At 70.4% G+C, this 22,002-nt stretch carries 25 protein-coding genes; 11 read left to right on the top strand and 14 right to left on the bottom strand.

Annotated elements, in window-relative coordinates:
- The first annotated feature begins 21 nt into the window (after nt 1-21).
- From AB0I04_RS31580 to AB0I04_RS31565, 4 genes are all read left to right on the top strand, one after another.
- The gene (locus tag AB0I04_RS31580; protein WP_360892565.1) at nt 22-288 is read left to right on the top strand and encodes a DUF3311 domain-containing protein; all 267 of its coding nucleotides are present in this window, start codon (nt 22-24) and stop codon (nt 286-288) included.
- Nucleotides 289-295: 7 nt separating this feature from the next.
- Nucleotides 296-1,915: a monocarboxylate uptake permease MctP gene (mctP, locus tag AB0I04_RS31575; protein ID WP_360892562.1), complete on the top strand. Its 1,620-nt coding sequence runs from the start codon at nt 296-298 to the stop codon at nt 1,913-1,915.
- 79 nt (nt 1,916-1,994) lie between these two features.
- Nucleotides 1,995-2,546: a GNAT family N-acetyltransferase gene (locus AB0I04_RS31570; protein WP_360892559.1), complete on the top strand. Its 552-nt coding sequence runs from the start codon at nt 1,995-1,997 to the stop codon at nt 2,544-2,546.
- Between the two features lie 190 nt (nt 2,547-2,736).
- A complete protein-coding gene (locus tag AB0I04_RS31565; protein ID WP_360892556.1) occupies nt 2,737-3,459 on the top strand; it encodes a hypothetical protein in 723 nt (240 codons plus the stop codon).
- Nucleotides 3,460-3,517: 58 nt separating this feature from the next.
- Here AB0I04_RS31565 and AB0I04_RS31560 read toward each other — a convergent pair whose 3' ends face one another.
- The 6 genes from AB0I04_RS31560 to AB0I04_RS31535 all read right to left on the bottom strand — a co-directional run bounded on the left by AB0I04_RS31560 (nt 3,518) and on the right by AB0I04_RS31535 (nt 9,222).
- Entirely contained in the window at nt 3,518-3,730 is a 213-nt protein-coding gene (locus tag AB0I04_RS31560) for a biotin/lipoyl-binding carrier protein (RefSeq protein ID WP_360892553.1), read from the bottom strand.
- Nucleotides 3,731-3,833: 103 nt separating this feature from the next.
- Nucleotides 3,834-5,165 carry a biotin carboxylase N-terminal domain-containing protein gene (locus AB0I04_RS31555; RefSeq protein ID WP_360892550.1) on the bottom strand — a complete coding sequence of 444 codons (1,332 nt, stop codon included), beginning with the start codon at nt 5,163-5,165 and terminating at the stop codon, nt 3,834-3,836.
- A 95-nt stretch (nt 5,166-5,260) separates the two neighbouring features.
- Nucleotides 5,261-6,532: an HD domain-containing phosphohydrolase gene (locus tag AB0I04_RS31550; RefSeq protein WP_360892547.1), complete on the bottom strand. Its 1,272-nt coding sequence runs from the start codon at nt 6,530-6,532 to the stop codon at nt 5,261-5,263.
- A gap of 139 nt (nt 6,533-6,671) precedes the next feature.
- Entirely contained in the window at nt 6,672-8,012 is a 1,341-nt protein-coding gene (locus tag AB0I04_RS31545) for an HD-GYP domain-containing protein (RefSeq protein WP_360892544.1), read from the bottom strand.
- 227 nt (nt 8,013-8,239) lie between these two features.
- Nucleotides 8,240-8,506 carry a mycothiol system anti-sigma-R factor gene (gene rsrA, locus AB0I04_RS31540; protein ID WP_360892541.1) on the bottom strand — a complete coding sequence of 89 codons (267 nt, stop codon included), beginning with the start codon at nt 8,504-8,506 and terminating at the stop codon, nt 8,240-8,242.
- On the bottom strand, nt 8,503-9,222 hold the full coding sequence (locus AB0I04_RS31535; RefSeq protein WP_360892877.1) for a sigma-70 family RNA polymerase sigma factor: 720 nt from the start codon (nt 9,220-9,222) through the stop codon (nt 8,503-8,505). Before AB0I04_RS31535 ends, rsrA begins: the two co-directional genes overlap by 4 nt.
- Nucleotides 9,223-9,367: 145 nt before the next feature.
- Here AB0I04_RS31535 and AB0I04_RS31530 point away from each other — a divergent pair, with 145 nt between their 5' ends.
- Nucleotides 9,368-10,129: a methyltransferase domain-containing protein gene (locus AB0I04_RS31530; protein ID WP_360892538.1), complete on the top strand. Its 762-nt coding sequence runs from the start codon at nt 9,368-9,370 to the stop codon at nt 10,127-10,129.
- A gap of 61 nt (nt 10,130-10,190) precedes the next feature.
- Here AB0I04_RS31530 and AB0I04_RS31525 read toward each other — a convergent pair whose 3' ends face one another.
- Nucleotides 10,191-10,523, bottom strand: coding sequence for a TraR/DksA family transcriptional regulator (locus AB0I04_RS31525; RefSeq protein ID WP_360892535.1), 333 nt, complete (start codon nt 10,521-10,523; stop codon nt 10,191-10,193).
- 21 nt (nt 10,524-10,544) lie between these two features.
- Nucleotides 10,545-11,339, bottom strand: a complete 795-nt coding sequence (locus AB0I04_RS31520; protein ID WP_360892533.1) for an SOS response-associated peptidase — start codon at nt 11,337-11,339, stop codon at nt 10,545-10,547.
- 106 nt (nt 11,340-11,445) lie between these two features.
- On the opposite strand from AB0I04_RS31520, the gene AB0I04_RS31515 reads away from it, so the two are divergent.
- Complete coding sequence (locus AB0I04_RS31515; protein WP_360892530.1) at nt 11,446-12,003, top strand: DoxX family membrane protein; 558 nt, start codon at nt 11,446-11,448, stop codon at nt 12,001-12,003.
- Between the two features lie 9 nt (nt 12,004-12,012).
- Here AB0I04_RS31515 and AB0I04_RS31510 read toward each other — a convergent pair whose 3' ends face one another.
- The gene (locus AB0I04_RS31510; RefSeq protein ID WP_360892527.1) at nt 12,013-12,741 is read right to left on the bottom strand and encodes an ATP-binding cassette domain-containing protein; all 729 of its coding nucleotides are present in this window, start codon (nt 12,739-12,741) and stop codon (nt 12,013-12,015) included.
- Nucleotides 12,742-13,020: 279 nt separating this feature from the next.
- Between AB0I04_RS31510 and aroA the strand changes: the two genes are divergently transcribed.
- Together aroA and rsgA are read left to right on the top strand one after the other, a co-directional pair.
- Nucleotides 13,021-14,277 (top strand): 3-phosphoshikimate 1-carboxyvinyltransferase, encoded by a 1,257-nt coding sequence (gene aroA, locus AB0I04_RS31505; RefSeq protein ID WP_360892524.1) that lies wholly within the window; start codon nt 13,021-13,023, stop codon nt 14,275-14,277.
- A 3-nt stretch (nt 14,278-14,280) separates the two neighbouring features.
- Nucleotides 14,281-15,312: a ribosome small subunit-dependent GTPase A gene (rsgA, locus tag AB0I04_RS31500; protein WP_360892521.1), complete on the top strand. Its 1,032-nt coding sequence runs from the start codon at nt 14,281-14,283 to the stop codon at nt 15,310-15,312.
- Nucleotides 15,313-15,326: 14 nt separating this feature from the next.
- Here the strand turns inward: rsgA and AB0I04_RS31495 are convergent, their stop codons facing one another.
- Nucleotides 15,327-16,082, bottom strand: a complete 756-nt coding sequence (locus tag AB0I04_RS31495) for an SDR family oxidoreductase (RefSeq protein WP_360892518.1) — start codon at nt 16,080-16,082, stop codon at nt 15,327-15,329.
- Nucleotides 16,083-16,234: 152 nt separating this feature from the next.
- On the opposite strand from AB0I04_RS31495, the gene AB0I04_RS31490 reads away from it, so the two are divergent.
- Nucleotides 16,235-17,080, top strand: coding sequence for a helix-turn-helix transcriptional regulator (locus tag AB0I04_RS31490; protein WP_360892515.1), 846 nt, complete (start codon nt 16,235-16,237; stop codon nt 17,078-17,080).
- 22 nt (nt 17,081-17,102) lie between these two features.
- Here the strand turns inward: AB0I04_RS31490 and AB0I04_RS31485 are convergent, their stop codons facing one another.
- Entirely contained in the window at nt 17,103-17,798 is a 696-nt protein-coding gene (locus tag AB0I04_RS31485; protein WP_360892512.1) for an HAD family hydrolase, read from the bottom strand.
- Nucleotides 17,799-17,868: 70 nt separating this feature from the next.
- Between AB0I04_RS31485 and hisN the strand changes: the two genes are divergently transcribed.
- Entirely contained in the window at nt 17,869-18,672 is an 804-nt protein-coding gene (gene hisN, locus AB0I04_RS31480; RefSeq protein WP_360892509.1) for a histidinol-phosphatase, read from the top strand.
- A gap of 75 nt (nt 18,673-18,747) precedes the next feature.
- On the opposite strand, the gene AB0I04_RS31475 is transcribed toward hisN, so the two are convergent.
- Nucleotides 18,748-19,380 (bottom strand): LysE family translocator, encoded by a 633-nt coding sequence (locus AB0I04_RS31475; protein ID WP_360892506.1) that lies wholly within the window; start codon nt 19,378-19,380, stop codon nt 18,748-18,750.
- Nucleotides 19,381-19,541: 161 nt separating this feature from the next.
- Between AB0I04_RS31475 and AB0I04_RS31470 the strand changes: the two genes are divergently transcribed.
- Nucleotides 19,542-19,730, top strand: coding sequence for a hypothetical protein (locus AB0I04_RS31470; protein WP_360892503.1), 189 nt, complete (start codon nt 19,542-19,544; stop codon nt 19,728-19,730).
- Nucleotides 19,731-19,826: 96 nt separating this feature from the next.
- Here AB0I04_RS31470 and AB0I04_RS31465 read toward each other — a convergent pair whose 3' ends face one another.
- Both AB0I04_RS31465 and AB0I04_RS31460 read right to left on the bottom strand, forming a co-directional pair.
- The gene (locus AB0I04_RS31465; RefSeq protein WP_360892500.1) at nt 19,827-20,861 is read right to left on the bottom strand and encodes a glycoside hydrolase family 43 protein; all 1,035 of its coding nucleotides are present in this window, start codon (nt 20,859-20,861) and stop codon (nt 19,827-19,829) included.
- A 610-nt stretch (nt 20,862-21,471) separates the two neighbouring features.
- Nucleotides 21,472-21,651, bottom strand: a complete 180-nt coding sequence (locus tag AB0I04_RS31460) for a DUF397 domain-containing protein (RefSeq protein WP_345439621.1) — start codon at nt 21,649-21,651, stop codon at nt 21,472-21,474.
- Nucleotides 21,652-22,002 lie beyond the last annotated feature (351 nt).

Here is a 22,002-nt window from a genome sequence, read left to right as displayed (position 1 = left end):
TTTGTTTCGAAAGGGCCCCACATGCCGCACAAAGCTGCGCAATCGACCCGACCCGTCGTACGGGCCGTGGTCGCCGTCCTCCTCATCGCGCCGTTCGTGATCTACCTCGCCGTCCCGAGCTACGCGAAGATCAAGCCCCGGCTCGCCGGCTTCCCCTTCTTCTACTGGTGGCAACTGCTCTGGGTGATCCTCACCGCGGTCTTCATCGGCATCGCCTACGCGCTCACCCGCAGCGGCGGCGGCCGGACGCCGGCCCGCGGCGACCAGGCCGACGAGAAGGGCGAGTGAGGCTCCCATGGACAACGTCAACGGCATCGAACTCGGCGTCTTCGTCTTCTTCGTCGCCCTGGTCACCGTGGTCGGCTTCGCCGCCGCACGCTGGCGGCGCGGCCAGACCATCCTGCACCTGGACGAGTGGGGCCTCGGCGGGCGCAGCTTCGGCACCTTCGTGACCTGGTTCCTCCTCGGCGGCGACCTCTACACCGCGTACACCTTCATCGCGGTGCCGGCCGCCGTCTTCGCCGGCGGGGCCATGGGATTCTGGGCGCTGCCCTACGCGGCGATCGCGTATCCGATCGTGTTCCTCATCGGCCCTCGCCTGTGGTCGGTGTCGCACGTCCACGGATACGTCACGCCCGCCGACTTCGTCCGGGGCCGCTTCGGTTCCAAGGCGCTCGGCCTGGCCGTCGCGGTCACCGGCATCCTGGCGATGATGCCCTACATCGCCCTGCAACTCGTGGGCATCCAGGCGGTCCTCACCGTCATGGGCGTGAAGGGCTCCGGCCTGGCCAGGGATCTGCCGCTGTTCATCGCCTTCGCCCTCCTGGCCGCCTACACCTACACCTCCGGCCTGCGCGCCCCCGCGCTCATCTCCTTCGTCAAGGACACGCTGATCTACCTCGTGATCATCGTGGCGGTCCTCTACATCCCGACGAAGCTCGGTGGCTGGGGCCACATCTTCGACACCGCGCAGGCGGCCCTCACCAAGACCAACCCGGTCACCCACAAGCCGACCGGCTCGATCATCACCGGCGACCTGAACCACTGGGCGTACGGGACGCTCGCACTGGGATCCTCGCTCGCGCTGTTCATCTACCCGCACACGGTGACGGGAGCGCTCGCCGCCGGCCGCCGCGACGTGATCAAACGCAACGCCGCACTGCTCCCCGCCTACTCGCTGCTGCTCGGCCTGCTCGCCCTCCTCGGCTACATGGCCCTGGCCAAGCCCGACGTCGCCGCCGCCGTCAAGGCCGCCAAGAACCCGCAGCTCGCCGTCCCGACGCTCTTCGACCACGTCTTCCCCAGCTGGTTCACCGGCGTCGCCTTCGCCGCGATCGGCGTCGGCGCCCTCGTCCCGGCGGCGATCATGTCGATCGCGGCCTCGAACCTCTTCACCCGCAACGTCTACAAGGCGTTCTTCCGGCCGGAGGCGTCGCCGGCGGAGGAGACGCGGGTGTCGCAGTTCACGTCCCTGCTGGTCAAGATAGGAGCACTGATCTTCGTCCTGGCCTTCGACAAGTCCCTCGCGATCAACCTGCAGTTGCTCGGAGGCATCTGGATCGTGCAGACCTTCCCGGCGCTCGCGCTGGGACTGTTCACCCGGTGGTTCCACCGCTGGGCGTTGCTCGCCGGCTGGGCCGTGGCCATGGTGTACGGCACCGTCACCGCGTACGACCAGTCGTCCCCGACGCAGAAGCACTTCGGGCAGTCGATCGCGAACATCCCGTTCATCGGCCACACCGGGTACATCGCACTGACCGCCTTCGTGATCAACATGCTCGTCGTGGTCGTCCTCACCGGCCTGCTGAAGGCGCTGAAGGTCCCCGACGGCACCGACGAGACCAGCCCCTCGGACTTCCTCGCCGACGCGGACGACCCGCGAGCCCAGGACATCCCCGAGCTCACCACCGGCTGACCGCCCCGCGGTGGCCTCCCGTTCGACCTGGGAGGCCACCGCAGGCTTCGTCCTTTTTGGGGTGTTCTAAGCTTCCTCCGTGAGCCAGGACACGCCTCCGGCGATCGGTACGCCGGGGCGACCGCCCTCCCGGGGGATACCGGACGACATCGAGATCCGTGTCGCCCGCCCCGAGGAGCTGCGCGCGATCGGCGAACTCACCGCGGCCGTCTACGTCGCCGCCGCGTACATCAGCCCGAACGGCAGCTACAGTTCTCACCTCCGCAACGCCGCGTCACGGTTCCGCGAAGCGGAGCTCATCGTCGCGGTTCAGGATGGCGAGCCCATCGGCACCGTGACCTACTGCCCGTACGGCAGCCCTTTCGCCCAGCTGGCCGGGCCGGGCGAGGCGGAGTTCCGGATGCTCGCGGTCAGCCCCATGGCCCGCGGACGCGGCCTCGGCGAAGCGCTGGTCAGCCTCTGCGTCGACCGCGCCCGCGAGGACGGCTGCACCACCCTCCGGCTCTCGACAGAGCCGGTCATGCACGCGGCCCACCGCATCTACCGCCGCCTCGGCTTCGTCCGCACCCCGGACCGCGACTGGAGCCCCGCCAAAGGCGTCGACCTCCTGACCTACGCCCTGGCGCTCTGACCAGCAGACCCAGAAAGCAGTAACCCCGGCGGCGTACATGGCGGAGGCCGTCCGGGGTGTTCAGCTCAGTCTAATGATTGCGCCACCAAGCTGTCACTGTAGGTAATAGATTGATGACACAAACAGTAACCCCGGTGGCATGCAATGCAGAGGCCATCCGGGGTCTTCACGTCCAAGGATAGCCGAGATCGTGGTCGACGTCACCAGTCCCATTCATCTGAACACGCTTCGTGCCCGCCTTACTCGGGAACGGCTTGCCTCCTACGATGCCGTAGCCCAAGGAAACGATGCTGAAGCGATCGCTCTGTATGAATGGAACACCGCCGCAAGCGCTGCGTTCTTCGCATCTCTGCAGGGATTCGAGGTGGTACTGCGCAACGCCCTACACCGTGAGCTGACCACATGGCACACCGCTCGACGGCTCCCCGGCGAGTGGTATGACGACCCGCAGGACTTGCTTGATGATCGTGGACAGCACGACATCTACGAGGCCCGTCGGCGAGTCTCCGTGCGGAGGCGTCCGATCACGCCGGGACGCGTTGTATCCCAGCTGAGCTTCGGATTCTGGCGCTACCTCCTGACCTCACGGTACGAGCAGAGTCTCTGGACACCTGCGCTTCGGCACGCTTTTCCCGAGCTACGGCCGCAAAGACGCCGTGAGGTCGCCGACCGGGTCGCTCGACTCCATCTCCTCCGGAATCGGCTGGCCCATCACGAGCCGATCCATCGCCGCGACCTGGTGGCCGACCACGCCGACCTCCTGTTCGTGGCGACCGCCATCTGCCAGCACGCCGCCGCATGGATCGAGCGGACCAGCACCGTCCTGGCTGTCATCTCCCAGCGGCCAGGTCCACGACCACCCTCGCCACGGCGGCCGCCGGCGGAGCGCTCGGCAAGGCGGACCACATCATGAGACGTCGGGGCGGTCCCACACGATGACTCGGCGACGGCCGACCAGGCTCGCTGCTCGCCTACTCGATGACGGCGATGAGGTGGCCTTCCTGGATGACGTCGCCCTCGGCGACCTTGAGGCTCGTGATGGTGCCGGAGTCCTCGGTGAGCACCGGGATCTCCATCTTCATCGACTCCAGGATGACGAGGGTGTCGCCGTCCTCGACCTGGTCGCCCTCGTTGACGAGCACCTTCCACACGTTCGCCACCATTTCCGCGCGGACCTCAGCCACTGCGGCTCCTCTCCTCAGACGCCGACGTCGGCCGGCGCGCGTTTCGATCAGTGTGAAGGTTCCGGTCACGCATCATCGCAGCGTGCCGTACGTCGGCCGTCCATCACCGGGCCCGCATCCGGTCCACGAGGCCGGTGTCGTACTCGCCGGAGACGAAGTCCGAGTCTTCCAGCAGCTCGGTGAAGAACGGCAGGTTGGTCTTGAGGCCCTCGACGCGGAACTCCTCGACCGCGCGGCGGGCGGCGGTGAGGGCCTCGGCTCGGTCCGGGCCGTACACGCACAGCTTCGCCAGCAGCGGGTCGTAGAACGGCGTGACCTTGTTGCCCGCGCGGTAGCCGGAGTCGACGCGGACAACGTCGCCGGACGGCTCCTCCCATACGGTGATCTGGCCCGGGCTGGGCAGGAAGCGCTTGGGATCCTCGGCGTACACGCGGAACTCGATGGCGTGCCCGCGGGGCTCGACGGCGGTGAAGGAGACCGGCTCGCCAGCCGCGATCAGCAGCTGCTGTTCGACGAGGTCCAGGCCGGTGACGAGCTCGGTGATCGGGTGCTCGACCTGGAGGCGGGTGTTCATCTCCAGGAAGACGAAATCCTGTGCGACCGGGTCGACCAGGCACTCGACCGTGCCGGCACCGCGGTAGCCGACGGCCTCACCGGCGCGTACGGCGGCGGCGAGCATGCGGGCGCGCAGTTCGGGGCCCACGCCGGGCGACGGGGTCTCTTCGACGACCTTCTGGTGGCGGCGCTGGACGGAGCAGTCACGCTCGCCCAGGGCGACGACGGTGCCGTCGGCCAGGCCGAGGATCTGCACCTCGACGTGGCGGGCGCGTTCGATGTAGCGCTCCAGGAGGATGTCCGGGTTGCCGAAGAACCGCTCGGCGCGGGTGCGGGCCGTCTCGTACGCCTTGCGCAGCTCCGCCTCGTCGTGGGCGACGCTCATGCCGATGCCGCCGCCCCCGCCGGCCGCCTTGACCATGACGGGGTAGCCGATGCCCGCGGCCACCGCCGCGTCGGCGTCGGGGACGGGTTCGCGGGTGCCGGTGGCGACGGGCACGCCCGCCTCCTCCATGAGGTTCCGCGCGTTGATCTTGTCGCCCATCGCGGTGATCGCCTCGGGCGGCGGGCCGATCCAGATCAATCCCTCGGTGATGACCCGCTCGGCGAAGCCGGCGTTCTCGGCCAGGAAGCCGTATCCGGGGTGAATCGCCTGCGCGTTGGTGCGCTTGGCCGCCTCCATCACCGCGTCGATGTCGAGGTAGCTCTGCGTCGGCTGGGCCGGGCCGATGAGGATCGCCTCGTCCGCCTCGTCGACGTACGGCAGATCGGTGTCGGCCTCCGAGTAGACCGCGATGGCCTTGATCCCGAGGGCGCGCACGGTGCGGATCACCCGACGGGCGATCTCGCCACGGTTCACCACCAATACGGACTCGAACACCGATCCTCCTCATTTGCACTCGGCCCAGCGAGAATAACCACGCGATTGCCCGGTGTACCGTCGCGCGCGGCGACAAAAACCCGTGGGTCGACTTGTCAGCGCATGCGGTCGACAACGTGGCCGAGCGCCTCGATCACCGTGGGGTCGTACTCCGCCGCCGAGTCGAGCCGCAGCCGCTCCAGCACGGCCGCCGACCGGTCGCGATCAGGAGAGTCACCGACGAGGTCATCGTAGGCGTTCGCGACCTTGATGACACGGCTCGCGAGCGGTGGCGGCGATCCGTCGCTCACTCGGTACGGGTCGGACTGGCGGCGTACGATCTCGGCGACCTCGTCGAGAACGCCGGTCTTGGTGATCACACCGGCGCCGAGTTCGGCGATGCGCCGCTGTTCCTGGGGCGAGGCGAGGACGGTCGCGCCGCCGGGGATCGGGTCGCGCAGTGACAGCTGCCCGATGTCGTGCATGAGCGCGGCGTACTCGAGCTCGAGGAGCTCCTCCTCGGTCATGCCGAGCTCCCGGCCCATCGCGACGGCGAGGCGGCTGACGCGGCGCGAGTGGCCGGCCTCGACGTACCCGCCGACCTCGGTGACCTGGGACAGGGCGCGGACGGTCTGCAGGTAGGTCGCCCGGATGCCGGCGAAGCGCCGGAAGGCGACCTGGGTGACGAGGATCGGGGCGGTGAAGACGAGCAGCGCGGCCGGGCCCATCACGAACGTGCTGACCGCGAGGAGCATGCCCGTCGCGCCGGAGGCGGCGCACAGCGGCCCCTTGGCCCGGATCTCGTCGCCGAGCGCGATGCCGAACCGCGCGCGTACGGCCTCCGCCCGGATGACCGCCGCGGTGGTGACGTCGATGACGCACGACAGGATGACAGTCAGGACCATCACGGTGATGAGCGCGGGCCAGTGGTCGCGCAGCGCCGAGTGCATGATCGGCCGGAAGATGAACGCCACGATGGAGGGCGTGAGGATCCGCCGGGCCAGCGCGTCGAGCTTGGGCACCCGACCGACCGCGATGTGCGGCAGCGCTCCGGCCAGCGTGCCGCAGGCGGTGACGGTCACGACCTGGAAGGCGGAGTGCGCGGCCGAGTCGGCCCCGACCTTCAACAGGAGCGCGTAGCCGAGGGCCCCCGCGCTGGCGATCGGCGCGACCTCGCGGTTGCCGGGGACGACCATGCGGAGCAGCTCGCCCACCGCGATCAGCGCGCCGAACAGCACCGCCGTACGGGAGTCGACGACCCCGACCGCGGCGACCTGGGTGACCGATCCGATGACGAGCAGCCCCGCCACCGCGATCAGCAGAAGCTGGGCGGAGTCGAGCGACTGGCCGATCGTGCGCCGCCGTGCGGACGCCGGTGCGGCGCTCATTACTCGCTCGCCCTCCTCACTCGCTCCGCGGGCGACGCGTACCTCGCTCGCCGCGTCGGGTCGCTCGCGGTCATGGGCGCCTTCTGGTCATGCGGGCTCTCCCGGTCAGGGGTGCGTTCCGGTCCTCGGGGTCGGCGGCTCACGGGCGGACGCCTTCGCCGGCGACGCGCAGCGGGGCGCTCGGGTCATCGTGGTCCTGCTGTGCCGTCTCCTCGCCCTCGGGCGGGACGACCGGGTCGGGGCGGGTCCAGCCGTTCCGCTCGATCGCGGCGATGAACGCCTCGACCACCGCCGGGTCGAAGTGGGTGCCGGCGCAGCGCCTCAGCTCGGCGATGCCCGCCTCGTTCGGCATGGCGGGCCGGTAGGACCGGGTGGAGGTCATCGAGTCGAAGGCGTCGGCGACGGAGATCACCCGGGCGAACTCCGGGATCTCCGACCCCGCCAGGCCCATGGGGTATCCGGTGCCGTCCATCCGCTCGTGGTGGTGCATGATCCCGGCCAGGGCCTCGTCGAGGAAGCCGATGTCGCGGACGATCTCCAGGCCGCGCATCGGGTGCAGCTGGATGGCGGCGAACTCCTCTTCGCTCAGGGCGCCGGACTTCTGCAGCACCCTCGTCGGCACGCCCAGCTTGCCGACGTCGTGCAGCATGCCGGCGTACCGCACCGCGCCGACCCGCTCGGGCCGCATGCCGATCTCGCGGGCGATCATCGTCGCGCCCCGGGAGACCCGCTCGCTGTGGCCGCGCGTGTAGTAGTCCTTGGTCTCCACCGCCTGGCACAGCGCCGCGATCGTCGCCGCCTGGGCCTCCCGCTGCCGCCGGGTCTGCTCGAGGGCCCACCGGGCGATGAACATCGGCAGCAGCACCAGCACCGCGGAGAACGGGCCGACGACGCGCCACGGGGCGGCGATGAGCAGCCCGAACATGCCGTACGCGAGTTGGCCGACGGTGAGCTGGCCGACCGGCGCCCACCGGAACCCCCACATGGGCGCCTTCTTGGTCAGGATGAGGATGACGGCGACCAGGCCGAGGTTGACCGCGACGTAGGTGATGACCGCCGCGACGTACGGCGGGATGATGCCGGGAAAGGATCCGTCGGTCGGCTTGCCGACCGTGCCGCCGGCCGCCTGGTAGACGACGCCGGCGAGATATCCGGAGAGAGCGAACTGCGCGCTGTTGAACAACCTCTTCACGAGGGCGACGTCGCGCCGGCCGGTTACCACGGCCGACGCGCCCACCAGTGCCGCCCCCACGGGGCCGAGCAGCACGACCGAGGCCAGGCCGGCCGAGTAGCTCAGTGAGACGCGTGCGTTCGCGCTGCTGAGCAGCGCCGGCACCGACTCACAGACCACGGAGAGCACCGCGAGCACCGCGAGCGTCGTCCAATCGATGCCGCCGAAGGACGACAGAGCGATGCACGCGGTCCCGAGCGTGACGACCGTACAGACGTATGCCCATGCGGCCGGGGGTAGTCCACGCATTGCCGCCCCTACGAGGTAATGGGCTAAGCCCAGGACACGCCTTTTCGCATGTGTTTCAGCCTCCCCTGACGAGCCTGGGCACCCAAGCGGTGCGGCGGCTCGCCTCCTGACTCACCGGTCCCCGAATGATCGGGGGTAAGCCTAACCCGACGGGGACAGGTCACGCAGACGAGCGTGGAAACGTGAGCAAAGCGTGAACCAATCGTCACCTACAGTCCTGATCCGCCTTACTCGGTCAGGGAGGCGCGGACCTGTTCGATGCGCCCCATGACCTTCGACCGCAGATCCTGCGGCACCGGGTCGCAGCCGCACGACTTGTGCACGAGCTTCTTCACGGCCTCCTCCAGGCCGTACTCCCGGAGGCAGGGCCCGCACTCATCGAGGTGCTGCCGGATGTCGGAGCACCCGCTCTGGTCCAGCTCACCGTCGAGGTAGTCATAGATCCGGCCGAGCACCTCAGAGCAGGGGGTCTCGTGCGGCTTACCGCAGCTCATGACTGGTCCTCCCTACGCTGGCCGCCGTTCGCGCGGGCGAGGCCGCGCTCGCGCGCGTAGTCCTCGAGCATCGACCGCAGCTGACGCCGTCCCCGGTGCAGCCGGGACATCACCGTACCGATCGGAGTGCCCATGATGTCGGCGATCTCCTTGTACGAGAAGCCCTCCACGTCGGCGAAGTAGACCGCCATGCGGAAGTCCTCGGGAAGCGCCTGCAGGGCCGTCTTGACGTCGGAGTCGGGCAGGTGCTCGAGCGCCTCGGCCTCCGCGGACTTCAGCCCGGTCGAGGTGTGGGACTCGGCCCGCGCCAGCTGCCAGTCCTCGATCTCCTCGGCGGCGGACTGCTTCGGCTCCCGCTGCTTCTTGCGGTAGGAGTTGATGAAGGTGTTCGTGAGGATCCGGTAGAGCCAGGCCTTGAGGTTCGTGCCCTCCTGGAACTGATGGAACGACCCGAACGCCTTGGCGAAGGTCTCCTGAACCAGGTCCTCGGCGTCGGCCGGGTTCCGCGTCATCCGCAGCGCGGCCGAGTAGAGCTGGTCGAGGAACGGCAACACATCGCGCTCGAAGCGCCTGGTCCGATCCTCCAGTGTCTCCACTGCCTCGGGAACCTGACCCACCTCCTCCGTCCGGCCGTCATCGGCATCGAAACCGTACGCACCTGACGATAGCGGGTCCGCCGGCGACACCTGCCGACGGTCCGCGAGCAGAAGGCTCATCATCACCTCGAACTAATCGCTGTCACTGGCCGTTATGACGCAGTGCAACACCTCGCATGGCCGCGTGATTCCCGGGAAAGAGGAATGCTCGGTCACCAGTTACGACGGGTGAAGCGGTGCCGTCAACAGGGAAGGATTGGGATAAATGCATCCCCGAGGAGCCGCCGTGCTGTCGATTCCGGCGAAGCATCCCGCTGTTGGCGAGTCCGAGACGCTCGCGAGCTACTGGACCTTCTACTGGGCCGTCGCCGCCGCCCAACTCTCCCGATGGCTCCCCCACCGGCCGTCCCGCGTCCTCGACCTGTCGGGTCCGCAGGCACGGTGCGCGTCCCAGGTGGCGGCGGCCGGCCACACCGTCGTCGAGGTTCAGGAGACGCCGAGGAGCGGGCCGCGCTCTCGGAGGGTACGGCCGGTGGTCGCCGATCCCGCCTCCCTCGGTTTCCTCGCCGACGGGTGCTTCGACGCGGTGGTCGCCGAGGGCCGCATGCTCTCCCGGCATCTCGTCACCGAGAACGTCGTCGCGGAGATCTCACGAGTGCTCCGGCCGGGCGGCCGGGTGCTCATGTGCGTCGACTCGCTCGTCCTCGGCATGGCCATCCTCGCCGAGCAGAACTTCTGGGCACATCTGTCCGACGTGCCGCGCTCGGAGGTCGTCCTGGTCCCCTGGCCGGACGGGTCGATCACCCGGTGCTTCGGCGCCGAGCAGCTACGCGAGCTGCTCACCGACAGCGGGCTGGAGCTGGAGTGGATCCGGCCGCGCACGACCCTGTCGCCCTCGACGGTCGAGCACGTCCTCACCACGAGCCCGCAGGCGCTCCCGCGGCTGGTCCGCGCCGAGCTGACGGCCCCGCTCGGCGACGAGCCGGTCGGGATCCACCTCGTCGCCAGCGCGATCAAGAGCCGCTGACGCGCGCTCGCCTCCTCCCGGGCCTAGGCCGCCCGGGAGGAGGGGACGCGTCGGCAGGCGCTCAGCGTCGAATTCGGTCGTGCTTCGCCTGGCAGGTGACGCAGCGGGCGGCGGCGGGCCGTGCCTCGAGGCGGCCGTCCGGCACCGGCAGGCCGCAGTCGACGCACTTGCCGAAGGTGCCGGCACGGGCCCGCTCAAGGGCCGCGAGCACCTCCGCGCGCTCGCGGCGCATCGCGTCCAGCGCGGCCTCGGCCCGGTCGGTGGCGAAAAGGCTCGCGCCGGCGTCGGCGGTGTGCTGATCGGCCTCCGGGTGCTCGCTCTGCAGAACCGCGATCGCGCGATCGAGATCGGCGAGCATGTCCTCCAGGCGCCTCTGCGCCGTGTCCACGACCATGCGTACCTCCCGGCGAGGCGGTCAGAACAGCGTGGGGGTTTCGTTGGAGGAGATACCCATTTCCGGCAGTGGTTTTACCAGGTCAGGTCCGTTATTTCGGACCTTGTTCACCGCCGTGGAGACGGGGTAGGCCTCCAGGCTCCCCGCGGCCGCCGGTACCAGCAGTGAGCGGATCTCGTCGGGGCCCGACAGCGCCGGGTCGAGCCACGCGCCGAAGCGCTCCGGCTCCACCAGCATCGGCATCCTCTCGTGGATCCGGCCCACGTCGTCGGTCGCCTCAGTGGTGATGACCGTGCAGGTCAGCACCCACTCCTCCTCGGACTCTTCCGTGTCACTCCCGACCAGTCCATCCCGACCAACCGACCCCGACCGACCTCCCGGCCCACCCCGACCGACCTCCCGGTCCGGCCGCCAGATCTCGTAGAGGCCGGCCATGGCGAGCATGCTCCCGTCGGAGGGCCGGATGAAGAACGGCTGCTTGCCGCCGTCCTCCCGGGCATACCACTCGTAGTAGCCGTCGGCGGGCAGCAGGCAGCGCCGCCGAACGAACGCCCGCCGGAAGGCCGGCTTCTCGTGGACGGTCTCGACCCGCGCGTTGATCATCCGGGCGCCGATCGACAGGTCCTTGGCCCACGAGGGCACCAGGCCCCAGCGCGCCACGTGGAGCTCGCGGACGTCGCGCGTCAGGATGAGCGGCACGGGTTTGGTCGGGGCGACGTTGTAGTCGGGTTCGAGCGCGTCGGTCGTGTCGCGCTCGACGTCGAAGTCGTCGATGATCTCCTGGCGCCCACGCGCCGTGGCATACCGCCCGCACATGCTCCGCGCGTCCCCTTCCGGTCCGTCCGGCGCGCCGCGCGCCGGACGCGCCCAAGCTTGCCAAAGTGGTGGGCTTGTTCGTGCGCGCGGTGGGCATGACGGGTTCATGCGACCCATCAGGACTCTCGCCCGTCCCCTCATGGCCGCGCCGTTCGTGGTGACGGGCATCGAGACGCTGCGCGATCCCGGCGGCCGGGCCGAGCGGATCGCTCCCGTGATCAAACCCCTCGCCGACCGTGTGTCCTGGCTCCCCACCAAGGACCCCGAGACGCTCGTGCGGATGCTGGGAGCGCTGAGCGTGGGTTCCGGCGCTCTCCTGGCCACGGGCCGGTTCGAGCGGCTGTCGACGCTCGTTCTCGCCGGTCAGCTGGTTCCGAGCCTGCTGGCCGAGCACCGGTTCTGGGCCGAGGACGACCCGGAGCGGCGCGCCGAGGAGCGGTCCCAGTTCTTCAAGACCGCCGGGCTGTTCGGGGCGCTGCTCGTCGTCGCGACCGCCCCGAGCCGACACCGCCCGGTCAAGGCCGCCCGCACCAGCGCGCACGAGGCGCGGCTTCAGGCGGCGCTCGCCCGAGCGGAGGCCGGCCGCAAGGCCGAGCGCGCACGGCGCAGGGCCGCCCATCGCGTCGAGGGGGCCCGCCGGAAGGCCGCCAAGATCGGGCACTGAACGCGGCGCTCAGATCTCCAGGACCTCGTCGACGTGGCGGAGGATCGGCGCGGCGCCCGGGACCACCGTCCGGTGCATGATCAGCAGGAGCGTGCGGCCCTCGGCGGCGTCGATCAGTTCGGCCAGCGCGGCGTCCGCGGCGTCCTCGTCCGGCCGGACGTCCGGCTCGTCGACGATCAGGACCGGCAGGTCGGCCAGCAGGGCGCGGGCCAGCGCGATGCGCTGCCGCCCGGGGCCGGCCGCGACGCCGTGATCGTCCACGCGGGTGTCGGGCGAGAGGTCGACCCCCGCCCGGCCCAGCGCACGGGCGACGTCGTCGTCACCGGCGTCCGGGCGGGCCACCCGGACGTTCTCGGCGATCGTCGTGTCGAAGAGGTGGGCGTCGTGCGCGCACAGCCCGATGACCGTACGGACGTCCTCGTCGGCGAGATCGCGCAGTTGCACGTCGTTGAGGGTCGCGACGCCCTGGTAGTCCAGGAACCCGAGGAGCACGGCGGCGAGGGCCGAGGTGCCGACACGGCTGCGCCCCAGCAGCGCGACCCGGCGTCCCTGCGGCAGCACGAGGTCCGTGTCGCCGAAGCCGATGACCTCACCGCCGGGCCACCGGGTGCGCAGGTCCGCGAGGCACAGCTCGTACGGGCCCGGCGGCAGCGGGACCGATCGCCGTCCGTCCGCGGGCGTGGCCGGATCGGCCGGTGCGTGGCGGACCCGGTGCCGTGGCCGTGGCGATGCGTCCACAGTCGTCCCCCTGTCATCTGGTCGCTCGGACCGTCCCCACGACCTCCACGGACGGCCTCCCGGCCGCTCCGGTCGACCCGTCGGGCTCGCTCGTGAGGCTGACGAGGCGATTCCCGGGTCATGTGGTCCGGGAGCCGCAACGGAGCCGAGTGCCGCCAAGGTAGCGACCGATCAGGGCCGTCGCCGGGGGATCTACCGGCGCATTCACGATCCGCGATCGTCTCCGCACCGGCGTTTTACACGCGGTTCGAGCGCCCCTAGGACCGGTACCCTTCAGTCATGCCTCCTCTGTGGTCCGCACCCGCCGCCGACGGGCCGGTCGACGCCGCCGTCGCGCTGCCGGGATCGAAGTCGATGACCAACCGCGCGCTGGTCCTCGCCACGCTGGCCGGCGAGCAGTCGATGATCCGGCGGCCGCTGCGCAGCCGCGACACGCTGCTCATGGCGGGTGCGCTGCGCGCGCTGGGGGTGGCCATCGACGACGCGGACGAGGGCGCCTGGCGCGTCACCCCGGGCGAGTTGCACGGCCCGGCGACGCTCGACGTCGGGCTGGCCGGCACGGTCATGCGGTTCGTGCCCCCGGTCGCCGCCCTGGCGACCGGCGAGATCTCCTTCGACGGCGACCCGCACGCCCGCAAGCGGCCGATGGGCCCCATCCTCGCCGCCCTGCGTGCGCTCGGCGCGGAGGTGGAGGGCGACGCGCTCCCGTTCACGGTGCGCGGCACGGGTGCGGTGGCGGGCGGCTCGGTCACGATCGACGCCTCCGGGTCGTCGCAGTTCGTCTCCGGCCTGCTGCTCGCGGCCCCCCGCTACGCCAAGGGCATCGAGGTGCGCCACGAAGGGCCGCCGGTGCCGTCGGCGGCGCACCTGGCGATGACCATGCGGATGCTGGCCGACGCCGGCGCCTCCGTCGAGAGCGGCCCGGACGTCTGGCGGGTGCAGCCGGGCGCGCTGCGCGGCGGTGAGGTCGACATCGAGCCGGACCTGTCGAACGCCGCGCCGTTCCTGGCGGCGGCCCTGGTGACCGGCGGCCGGGTGACGGTGCGCGGCTGGCCGGCCGAGACCACCCAGCCCGGCGACGCCCTGCGTCACCTGCTCGCCGACATGGGCGGTTCGGCCTCGTACGACGGGGGCGACCTGACCGTACGCGGTGGCGGCACGATTCACGGTATCGACGTCGACCTCGGTGATGTCAGCGAGTTGAGCTGTGTGATCGCCGCGCTGGCCGCCTTGGCCGACGGGCCGTCCCGGCTGCGCGGCATCGCCCACATGCGCGGTCACGAGACCGACCGGCTCGCCGCGCTGACCACGGAGATCAACGGCCTGGGCGGTGACGTGCGCGAGCTGCCCGACGGCCTGGAGATCCGGCCCAGGCCGCTGCGCGGCGGCGTCTTCCACACCTATGACGATCACCGGATGGTGATGGCCGGGGCCGTCCTCGGCCTGGCCGTACCCGGCGTCGAGGTGGAGAACCTCCCGACCGTCGGCAAGACGCTCCCCGAATTCGGCGAGCTCTGGACCGAGATGCTTCGGTAACCGATGGAGCGCGACTGGGGCAGGCTCGACGAAGACGATGTTCGCGTGCGCCCGGGGCGCGGCTCCCGGCCGCGCACCCGTCGGCGCCCCGCCCACGAAGACGCGATCGTCGGGTTCGTCATCGCGGTGGACCGCGGCCGCTACACCTGCCTGATCGGCGCCGAGGGCGCCGGGCGAGCGGCGAAGCGGAAGGGCGAACGGCCCCGCAGGGTCACCGCGATGCGCGCCCGGGAGCTCGGCCGCAAGAGCGTCGTCGTCGGTGATCGGGTGCGTCTCGTCGGTGACGTGTCCGGCCGCGCCGACACCCTCGCACGGGTGGTCGGGATCGAGCCCCGCGCCTCCACCCTCCGCCGTACCGCGGACGACACCGACCCGGTCGAGCGTGTGATCGTCGCCAACGCCAACCAGCTCGTCGTCGTCACGGCCCTGGCCGACCCGCCGCCGCGCTCCGGGATGATCGACCGGTGCCTGGTCGCCGCGTACGACGCGGGCCTGGACCCGCTGCTGTGCCTGACCAAGTCCGACCTCGCGTCCCCGGAGCCCCTGCTGGAGACGTATGCGCCGCTGGACGTCCCGTACGTCGTCACCCGCAAGGACGAACCGGTCGACGACCTCGGCGAGCGGCTGTCCGGGCGGATCAGCGTGCTCGTCGGCCACTCCGGCGTCGGCAAGTCCACCCTGGTGAACGCCCTGGTCCCCGACGCCGAGCGCGCCGTGAGCGAGGTCAACCCGGTGACCGGGCGCGGCCGGCACACCTCGTCCTCGGCGATCGCGCTGGAACTGCCCTCCGGCGACGGCTGGATCATCGACACCCCCGGCGTCCGCAGCTTCGGGCTGGCCCACGTCTCCCCCGAGGACATCCTGGGCGCCTTCCCCGACCTCCTCGAAGGCACCGTCGAGTGCCCGCCGCACTGCACCCACCTGCAGAGCGACTGCGCGCTCGACGCGTGGGTCGCCGCCGGTCACGCGAGCGTAGGTCGCCTCGAGTCGGTGCGACGCCTGCTCGCGGGCCGCGAGAGCGACGACACCGACTAACGCACCGGGCGCGATCAGGCCTGGCGGGTCGGGAGGATGACGATCTGGCGCAGGTTGACGTTGCGGGGCCGGCCGGCGACGTACGCGACGAGGTCGGCGATGTCGTCGGCGGCCAGCGGGCCGAGCGCATCGTGCATCTGGTCGAGCTCGCCGCGCAGGTCGGTGTTGTCGATCTGCTCGCCGAGCTCGCTCTCGGTCAGTCCCGGCTCGATGTTGGTGACCCGGACGTCCTTGGGCCCGAACTCGGTGCGCAGCGAGGCGGACAGCTGCGTCAGCGCCGCCTTGGTCGCCCCGTAGACCGCGTAGTTCGGGAACAGCACGTGCGCGCCGATCGAGGAGATGTTCAGCAGATCCGCCGTGCCGCCTGCGGCGGCCGCCTCGGTCAGGTCGGCGGTGAACGCCCGGATGACGCGCAGGACGCCGGTCACGTTCGTGTCGATCATGCGGGTCCACTCGTCGACGCGCCCGTCCTCGATCGGGTTCGGCAGCATCACGCCGGCGGCGTTGACGACGAGGTCGACCCGGCCGAGGGCCTCGTGGATCCGCTCGGCCGCCGCGGCGACCGACGCGTCGCTCGTCACGTCGGCGGAGACGGCGATCGCCCGCCCGCCGTTCGCCTCGATCTTGCCCGCCAGGTCGGCCAGCCGCTCCTCGCGGCGCGCCAGGAGCGCGACCCGTACGCCCTCGTCGGCGAGGCGGCGGGCGATGGCGGCACCGATCCCGCTGGCGGCTCCGGTGACGACGGCGGTACGGCCCTGAAGCTCGGTCATCGTGTTCTCACTTCCGTGGTGTCCTTCGTGACAACACTGATCCTGGGGCCGGCCGAAGGGGGTACCCAGGGCTGCGTCTTACCGGGGGTACGGCGTTGCCTGGGTCCAGCAGAACCACCCTTAACGCCGCGAACTCCCCAATACTGGGCGGCATGGACAAGCGAGCCGAGCTGACGGAATTCCTGCGCACGAGACGCGCGCGGCTGCAGCCGGAGGACGTGGGCCTGCGCCCGTACGGCGGCCGCCGGCGCGTCCCGGGGCTGCGCAGGGAGGAGCTGGCCCAGCTCGCCGGGGTGAGCGTGGACTACTACGTACGTCTGGAGCAGGGCCGGACCAACAACGTGTCCGGGGAGGTCCTGGAGGCCGTCGCGCAGGCCCTTCGGCTGGACGAGGACGAGCGCGCGTACCTGCGCAACCTGGCCAAGCCGACGCGGTCCCGCCGCCGGCCCCCGCGGACCGAGCGCGTACGACCCGGGGTCCGGCGGCTGCTCGACATGGCCGAGGGCGTCCCCGCGTACCTCCTCGGGCGGCGCGCCGACGTCCTGGCGTGGAACCGCATGGCCGCCGCCGTGTTCACCGACTTCGGCGCCCTCGAACCGGCCCAGCGCAACTGGGGCCGCATGATCTTCTTCAACGAGGACGTGCAGGCGCTGTTCGACGACTGGACGATCAAGGCCCGGGAGACCGCCGCGTTCCTGCGGCTGAGGGCCGGGGAGTACCCCGACGATCCGGAGCTGGCGGCCCTCGTCGGCGAGCTGTCGGTCAAGAGCGAGGACTTCCGCCGATGGTGGGCCGACCACAACGTCAAGGACAAGAGCAACGGCCGCAAGGTCATGCACCACCCGCTGGTCGGCGAGTTGGTCATGGACTACGAGTCGCTGCGATTCCCCGACGACGCCGACCAGGTCCTCGTGACCTACACCGTCGAGGCGGGCTCCCCCTCGGAGGCGAACCTGCGCCTGCTCGCCTCCTGGAACAACGAGGCGCCGGTCCGCTGACCGGCGCCTGCGGAGCCGTGGGTCAGATGGTCTGGCGCAGCCCCAGCTCGTCGATGCGGGTCAGCATGTCGGCGGGGTCGGCGTACACGCGGAAGGCGCCGGTCCGTTCGAGCTCCTCACGGCCGTACCCGCCCGACAGCAAGCCGATGCCCAGCGCGCCCGCGCGGCGCGCCGCCAGGAGGTCCCACACGCTGTCGCCCACCACCATGGCGTGGTTGGGTTCGACCCCGAGCAGCGCCGCGGCGGCGAGGAACAGGTCCGGATCGGGCTTGGCGAACCGCACCATGTCACGAGTGATCATCGGGGTGTCCTCGGGCAGCCCCAGCATCCCCAGGGCGCTGTGCGCCGTCTCCATCCGGCCGCTCGTCGCGATGGCCCACGGCACGCCGCGGTCGGTCAGGAAGCCCAGGAGCTCCGCGGCCCCGGGCAGGGCGCGTACGGATCCGACCTGCTCGAGGTAGGCCCGGGCGTGCAGTTTCTGCAGTTCCTCGACCTCGGCCGGGGTCAGCGACACCCCGGTCTCGCGCAGCAGCGCGGACACGAACAGGCCGCCGCTCATGCCGATCCGGCGATGGATCCGCCACACCGACAGGTCGATGCCCACGACGGTCAGCGCGTTGCGCCAGGCGATCACGTGCTGGTACACGCTGTCGATCAGCGTTCCGTCCAGATCGAACAGCAGAGCAGGCGTCGGCGGCTCTGCCAGAGGCCCGGACACGGAAGATATTGGTGTGTTCACGCCGTCTAGTGTGTCTGCGGTGGGTCCTGTCGCGATACCGTTGCCCTTCGTGGCGGACTATTCGGATGACCTGCGGCTGGCTCACGTGATGGCGGACGCGGCCGACGACGTCTCCACGCGCCGGTTCCGGGCCCTCGATCTCAGTGTCGAGACCAAGCCTGACCTCACCCCGGTCAGCGACGCCGACCGGGCGGTCGAGGAGTCGTTGCGCAACACGCTGAAGCGTGCCCGGCCGCGTGACGCGATCCACGGCGAGGAGTACGGCCGCACGGGCTATGGCCCCCGGTGCTGGGTCATCGACCCGATCGACGCGACCAAGAACTACGTGCGCGGCGTTCCCGTGTGGGCGACCCTCATCGCCCTCATGGAAGGCGATGAGGTCGTCGTCGGCCTGGTGTCCGCGCCGGCCCTCAACCGCCGCTGGTGGGCGGCGCGCGGCGGCGGCGCCTGGACGGGCCGCAGCCTCGCCAAGGCCACCCGCTGCCGCGTCTCGGGCGTGACCGACATGGAGGACGCCTCGTTCTCCTACTCGAGCCTGGGCGGCTGGGAGGCGCAGGGCCGGCTGGACAAGTTCCTCGACCTCAGCCGTACGGTGTGGCGCAGCCGGGCGTACGGCGACTTCTGGTCCCACGTCATGGTCGCCGAGGGCACCGTGGACGTCTCCGCCGAGCCCGAGGTCTCCCTGTGGGACGTCGCCGCCCTCCAGATCATCGTGGAGGAGGCGGGCGGCATCTTCACCGACCTGTCGGGCGTGCCGAGCCCCGACGGCGGCAGCGTCGTCTGCAGCAACGGCCTGCTGCACGCGCAGGCGCTGGAGCAGTTGGGCGGCGGACCGCTGACGCTGCGCGTCTGACGCGCGCGAAACACGGCTCGGCCATCACCGGCCGGGCCGGGCCTCACGGGCCGGGCCGGTCATCGGGGCCTGCCGTCACCGTTCGACGGCGAGGCGTATCCCCAGCCCGATGAAGACGCCGCCGACCGCGACGTCGAGGCGACGACGGGCCGTACGCCGCCGGCGCAGCCACCGCCCGATCCGCCCGGCGAGCAGTCCCACCGTGCCGTCGACGACGAACTCGAAGGCGATGAGGATCGCCCCGAGGATCGCGAATTGCGCCCAGACCGGCCCGACCCGCGGGTCGACGAACTGGGGAAGGAACGCGATCGTGAACGTGACCATCTTCGGGTTGAGGAGGTTGGTCGCGAGACCGTTGAGGTAGGCCCGGCGGCCGGACATCCCTCCGGGCACGCTCGGGACATCGCTCGCATCGTCCCCGCGATGACGGATCGTCCGCACACCGAGGTAGATCAGGTAGGCGGCGCCGACGATCCGTACGACCGTGAAGGCGAGCGGCACCGCCGTGAAGAGCGCGGCGAGGCCCGCGGCCGCGACGGCGACGTGGACGGCCTCGCTCGTCGCCACCCCTGCTGTCGCCAGGAGACCGACACGCGGACCGCCGCGCATTCCGCATCCGAGGACGAACAGCATGTCGGGCCCGGGCACCACCATCGCGACGATCGTGGTCAGGGCGAACAGTGTGAGCAGATGTTCGTTGATGGGCACGCACCGATCATCACACGGCCGATCCGCGCGAGGTGTCGGCAGGGTCGTACACGACCCGACGGCGGCTCTCGCGACACGGAAAGAAGATATATCGCGGTTTGCGGAACACCGGGAGCGCCGATGCGCGTTCTCCTAGCGAGATCCTCGGGATGGAGGCTGCCATGGGACGGACCGGATACGTCGTGGGCGGAGTGGCCGTGGCCCTGATCGCCTGGTGGCTGCTGCCCGGGTGGGTGACCCTCCTGGTCGTGCTCGGCCTCGTGGCCGCGCCGATCGTCGGCTACCTCATGCTCGACCCGTCGCAGCGGCGGCGCGTTCGCGGGCAGGCCCGCAAGCGCCTGGGGAGCTGAGAGCCGGCCCCAGCCCGGACCGCCCGGCGCGGAGGGCTTCCGTGCCGGGCGCTACGGCGGCGCTTTCGTGGAGGTCCAGAGGCGGTTCCGGGCACCCTACGGGACGTACGGCAGGCCGCCCTTGGACCACCGCAGGTCCGCCTCGTACATGCCGCGCTGGAGCTTCTTGGGCTGAGGTGAGGGATCCGGCTTCGGCGGGGGGCCTACCAGGATCGCGCCGTGGAAGAAGATGCGCAAGGATCCGGCGTCCGGCACCACGACGGCGCCACCTGGCCCGTTCACCTTCCGCCCGAAGCCGGCGGTTGTCATCAGCGGCTTCGCCGCCTTCTTGTACGGCCCGCCGAGCGAGGAGGCGACCGCGTACCGCGTCTGGTAGTTGTCCTTGCTGAACACGCCGGCGGAGTAGAACAGCACGTACTTGCCGCCTCGATGGACGAGGTAGGGCGCCTCGACCGTGTACGGCTCATTGGTCTGCTTGAGGATCACCTTGGGCTTGCCCACCCGGTGCAGACCGTCGGAACTCATCCGCTGGAGAGCCAGGAACGACGGCTTGTGGTACTGGTTGTAGCCGACCTTGTAGAGCAGATAGCGCCTGCCGGCCTCTTCGTAACCAGCGGCGTCGATGATCTCCGGGTTGAGCTTGCCCTGTTGGGCCCCGGCCGGAGCGTCGCACACCAACGGCTTGGTGCCGTACGGCGCGAACGGCCCCGCCGGCGACGACGCGACCGCGACACCGACGCATTGCCGGTTGAGCGCCGCGTTGTGGGCCGCGTAATACAGCAGGAATTTGCCGTCCTTGCGGCGTGAGACGTCCGGCGCCCAGGTCTTGCCGGCCTTCGCCCATTTGCCGAGGCGCGGTAGCCCATCCGCGGCCAGGATGCTCCAGGGACCACGAGCGGACCGCGCGGACGCCACCGGCATGTTCTTGCCGTGCGAATTCGTCGCGTAGGCGTAGAAGGTCGTACCCACCTTAATGACGCCCGGGTCTGGGAAATTGGAAGGGATGACGAGCTTCGGTCCGGCGGCCGCCTGCGCCGAAGCGGCCGCGGGTACGGCCGACCCGGCAGAGTCCGAATCGGTGGCCACCCAGACGACCGCGGCACCGATCGCGACGACCGACGCGGCTGCCAAGGACGCGACGACAGGTCTCACCATTTCCTCCCGGGGAGTAAGAGGCCTCGGCGAAGCTAGCAAACCTGGCAATGGGCGTCAAAGCATCGCTCATTGCCATTTGTGCGTACGCCCCAAAAAGGGGACGGAGTGGACAGAAGCCCCTTTTCTGGAACACTGACGACGCCGGCGCTCGCTCCTTGGCGAGGCCGTCGGAACGGGGCCGCTGCGGACGCGCCGGATAAGCCGCCTGTGAGGCAGCCGTCCTTTCGGAGCCCTCCGCGCGGCCCCGGGAGCCGAGCTCCGCACGATTCGTGGCTTCTAGCGTGCGAGATCGCACAAGCGGGGCGTCAACGCGGCGGAGAGAGGACGTAGGGCGCGGGAGTCGAGTGGCGAGACGCGAGACGCTCCCAGCGGTCTGGGGGATGCCGGCGACCGCGTGAGGCACGTCAGCGGGCCGAAACGGACGGCGTCCGGCTGCCACGACCTCGGCTCCTGAGCGTCCTGAGCCCTGGTGTGCACGTCATCGGTGCCGTGGGCCGGCCGTTCAGCCTCTGCTACTGGGACGCGGACGCCTCTAGACGGGCCGCTACGGCGTATCCGTGGTTGTCTGTGCGCTAGGTCGGTCGGCTCAGCGGGCGAAGCGCTCGTCGAGGCCCTCGCGCATGTCCTCCGGCAGATCGTGCTTGCCCGCCTTGATGCGGTCGAGGAAGTCCTTCCACGCGCTCACGCTGAAAAAGAGCTTAGGACCGTCAGGATCCTTGCTGTCGCGAACCGCGATGACGCGCTCGCCCTGGGCCTCGTTGGACACCACGCACCTCAGTTCCCCGGTGGGTCTCACGACCAGTTGTGCGCCGACTGCCGTGCGGCACGACTACAACGTAGCAGCCCTTGACCCTGCACAACTGATTGTTGCAAGTTCCGGACGACCCGGAATCGCGGAATTCAGCGCAGCCTTTGATCAACGCCGCCTGGAGAGGCGCGTTCAGCACGATGCCCAGGTCGGCCCTCGGATCGTCTCCGGAACCGCCTTCTGGCGAGTCAGGGGCTTCCTGAATACATGTCACGAAAAGGGTCCGGAACGCAGGAAAGCCCGCCGGCGTTAGCCTGGCGGGCTTTCCTGATCTATGTGAATGTCCGGCGGTGTCCTACTCTCCCACAC

Source organism: Actinoallomurus sp. NPDC050550 (assembly GCF_040655075.1).
Lineage (GTDB): Bacteria > Actinomycetota > Actinomycetes > Streptosporangiales > Streptosporangiaceae > Actinoallomurus.
This window is presented reverse-complemented; position numbering and strand designations above follow the sequence as displayed.